The organism is Paenibacillus forsythiae T98, from assembly GCF_000520735.1.
GTDB lineage: Bacteria > Bacillota > Bacilli > Paenibacillales > Paenibacillaceae > Paenibacillus_AQ > Paenibacillus_AQ forsythiae.
The window spans coordinates 1-3,804 of record NZ_ASSC01000739.1; the positions used below are offsets into that span (position 1 = coordinate 1).

Genomic DNA, 3,804 nt, shown 5'->3' on the forward strand with positions numbered 1-3,804 from the left:
CTTCTGCCCGCCGCTCAAGGAGCGGTAAGGCAGATCCCAGACTTCCTGCGGCAAATTCAGCTGCCGCAGCGCTTTTTCCGCCTTCGCCTCCCAGCCGTAGCCGTCCAGCCGAAGATAGTCTTCATAGGCTTCGCCGTATTCGTCCAGAACAGGCTTCTCCGCTTGGCCGCCGCTTTGAAGCCTGCCACCCAGACGTTCCAGCCTGATCTTAAGCTGGGCCGCCTCGGCGTTCCCTTCCAGCACCAGCCGGCGGGCAGTCATTCCTTCCTCCGGATCAAGCTGCTGGTCCAGCAGCCCCCATTCCTTGAAGGGCAGGGCGCGGAATACCGACCCCGACTCAAAAGGAATAGCGCCCAGCAACCCTTTCAGCAGCGTCGTCTTGCCCGCTCCGTTGCGTCCGAAGAGCGCCATCCGCTCCCCCTCGGCCAGCTCAAACGATATATTATTGAACAGGGTATTCCCGTCCCACTCCTTGGATAACTCTTTCACCTTCAACACCGGCATGGTCAATCCCTCCGAATTCATACAAGAATAAAAAAACCGCAGCAGCCGCTGCGGTCACAAATATCGTATGAAGGGAAGACGGAGAATACGGTTCGTTCAGCCGTTGACAGGCCTGCTGCGAAAGCGGCGGCAACCATGACCGACCATTGCCGGGCGGAATGCAGCCATGAACAGGTTCGAAATCACGGCGGATTCCGGTTAATCCCGGGCCGGGTATACCCGGGCAATCCATATCGCCCGGCTATTCATGGCAAGCTGTTCTTTAGCCTTCCTGAACGAAACGTTTACCGATCCTGGATCTTCCCGATGACATACGTATCCCTGACGTCGCCCTATATGGGCGCACCGCAGCTTGTGCTTATCGCTAGTCACAAGTTGGCTGGTCTTGTAAGGAAACGCAATTAGTTCTTCATCGTAGGGAAGATCCTCCGTCAGTTGTCCGAATTTGAAATATATTTTTATTATAGAGCAGGGAAGTCCCAGGTGGCAAGACCCCGAGTTTCCGGCAGGAGAGCTTACAGCTCCAGATCTTTAAGGACGGCCCGTTTCTCCGCCGCTTCAAAGATCGTCTCAATCAGCCGCAGCACACGGAGAACCTCCTCGTTCTTGACCAGTGGCTCGCTCTTGCCTTCGATCACGGAGACAAAGTTGTCGTAGAAGCTCTGCTTCGTGCTCGGAGCCTTCTCAATCGGCAAGCGCAGCGTTGATTCCTCCGAGGGCGGCGCCATCGTCTTCGTAAGCCCTTGTCCCGCCTGGATCGGCTTCGGCTCGACCTTGGCCACCTCCGGATTGTTCACCACAATCTCCCCGCTGAGATCCCAGTCGCGGATAATGGCGGTTCCCTCCGTACCCTTGACATACCAGCGGGGCAGCTTGATGAAATTGGTCGTTCCGACCTCGATCACGGCGGTCAGGCCGTCCTTGAACCGGATGAAGCTGGTGAATCCGTCATCCACCTCGGTGCCGAGAATCGTGCTCAATTCGGCAGTTACGCTGTCGATTTTGCTTCCGGTAAGCAGCAGGAGCTGATCGAGCAGATGAACGCCCCAATCCAGCAGCATGCCGCCGCCGTACGCCTTGAGCTGACGCCAGTCGCCCGGGATACCGTTGGCCCCCTGCACGCGGGACTCCAGATGGAACACCTCACCGATCTTTTTCTTCTCGATCAGGTTCTGGATAATCAGGAAATCCTCGTCCCAGCGCCGGTTCTGATGCACCATGAAGACGCGGTCCGTTTTATTGGCCACTTCCAGAATATCAAGCAGGTCCGCGCTGTTCACGGTAACCGGCTTCTCGCAGATCACATGCTTGCCGGCCTTAAGCCCCCGGATCGCGATATCCTTATGTACATCGTTGGGCGTCGCAATCAGCAGAACATCAACCGTTTCATCAGATAAAACCGCTTCCAGACTGTCATAAGTCTTAAAACCCTTGGCCGCCGCAAGCTCCATCCGGTAATCGACCACATCATAGGCACCGGTTACCGCCAGCCGCTCGCTCGGCTCAATCAATTGCACATGGTAGCTGCCCATTCCCCCGAAACCGATGATGACCAGACTGTACTTGTTCTGTTCCATATTTTATCCTTTCCTTTCGCGTGTGCTTCTGCAAGTAGACACAGGTTCAATTTTGCATTCCCCTACATTCTACACCGTTTTCAATCACACAGGAAAGCGCCTGTCCGCAAAAAATTACGGTCCCCTCCTAGTCCGTCTTCCTTTTGCGCTATAATGAGCGGGTACGGGATATTTTTGTGGAAGGTGTAGATGGATGAACACGATATTATTTGTCACCGATCTGTATTACCCGGCCAAAGGGCGGAAGTATTATAAAGAGGATTTGTTTCTGACTTCGCAGCTTAGAGAATCATTCGCGCTTACGATTTGCCATCCGAAGGATATTCATGCTTTTGAGCACCATGCTGATCTTATCGTGATCCGGAACGCCGGACCCGTCGCCAATTTCAAGGACGAGTACCTGTCATTCCGTGAAAGAGCGGCTGCGAACCGCTACAACATCTATAATTCATTGGACGGTAAAGGCGATATGAACGGGAAGGATTATCTGCCGGAGCTTGCAAAGGCCGGGTATCCTGTCATACCGACCATTGATGATGTGCAGTGGTTGGAGATATTGCCGGAGGCCGAAGCTTACATTTCCAAACCAAAGGACGGAGCGGACTCCATCGGTCTGGAGCGGATATCCCGGAAGGATCTGGCCTCCAAACTCAGCGCCTCCGTGGACCGGAGCATCCTGATTCAGCCGTTCATTGATTTTGAATACGAGGTATCGTTTTACTTCATCGACCATGAGTTTCAATACGCGCTATACGCGCCGGACAAAGAGAAGAGATGGAGGTTAGCGGAGTATGTCCCGACTGCAGAGGATTTGAAATTTGCGAATCGGTTCATCGAGTGGAACAATCTGGCTTGGGGAATCCAGCGCGTCGATGCCTGCCGGACGAAACAAGGAGAGCTTCTGCTGGTTGAGCTTGAAGATTTGAATCCCTATCTCTCCCTGCTGGAGCTGCGGCCGGACGTTCGCCAAAGGTTCGTTGAACAGTTCAGGCGCTCGCTGCAAACAGCCCTTCAGGCCTAATTCTTTGTTATTCAAGGATAATCATGCACGACTTCCGTTCCGGAGGCAAAATCGTGAATCGCCCTCCGGTCCTTCCGGACAATCACCATCACGATGCTGATCAGAAAGGCAATTCCGAAAGTGTAGCTGTACAGCAGCAAGCACAGCCCGTTCCGTATTAGCAGCGATCCAATTCCGGGAGAAGTCCCGTCCAGCTTCCGGATACGGATTTTGCATATTCTTTTACCGATGGTCTGGCCGTTCCAGAACACCGGCAGCAGCACGGTATAGCCCATGGTCAGGATATTTCTTACAACATCCCGCTCCGAGTCGCTCGCTTTCTCTCCTCCCGTTATGAGAAAGTAGAGAATCCCTGCCGGAATCATCAAGACGAGACCGTCCAACAATTGGGCGGCAAAGCGAATCCAAAAGCCTGCGTTTCTTTTATTCAATCTAAAACTCCTTCCTAAAAGTTCCTGAATAGAATCAATTTTCCGCATACTACCACAGAACGATCTGTTACGGCAATTAAACAAGTTACGGATCTCATGCAAAAAGCCGGTCCGTCATTTCGGATCGGCTTCTTCGGTCCTGTCTTATGGAATTGTGCGCTATAGAATCGTAACGGTGCTGCTCGAACCGGTCCACTTGATCTGGACGCCGAACAACAGCGGCACGCTGCTCAGCGGAATCATCAGCCGGCCATTCTCATTGCGCGACGCC

Annotated in this window: 4 protein-coding genes; 1 reads left to right on the forward strand and 3 read right to left on the reverse strand. The window is 53.4% G+C overall.

The features are described 5' to 3' along the window. Together L692_RS29910 and L692_RS0122465 are read right to left on the reverse strand one after the other, a co-directional pair. Positions 1–504, reverse strand: a 504-nt coding sequence (locus L692_RS29910; RefSeq protein WP_036725015.1) for an ATP-binding cassette domain-containing protein, incomplete at its 3' end; no start/stop codon positions are given. Positions 505–1,019: 515 nt separating this feature from the next. After that, a complete protein-coding gene (locus L692_RS0122465; protein ID WP_025702226.1) occupies positions 1,020–2,081 on the reverse strand; it encodes a Gfo/Idh/MocA family protein in 1,062 nt (353 codons plus the stop codon). A gap of 193 nt (positions 2,082–2,274) precedes the next feature. Between L692_RS0122465 and L692_RS0122470 the strand changes: the two genes are divergently transcribed. Continuing rightward, entirely contained in the window at positions 2,275–3,102 is an 828-nt protein-coding gene (locus L692_RS0122470; protein ID WP_025702227.1) for an ATP-grasp domain-containing protein, read from the forward strand. An 11-nt stretch (positions 3,103–3,113) separates the two neighbouring features. Here the strand turns inward: L692_RS0122470 and L692_RS0122475 are convergent, their stop codons facing one another. Next, on the reverse strand, positions 3,114–3,533 hold the full coding sequence (locus L692_RS0122475) for an RDD family protein (RefSeq protein ID WP_025702228.1): 420 nt from the start codon (positions 3,531–3,533) through the stop codon (positions 3,114–3,116). Between the last annotated feature and the right edge of the window lie 271 nt (positions 3,534–3,804).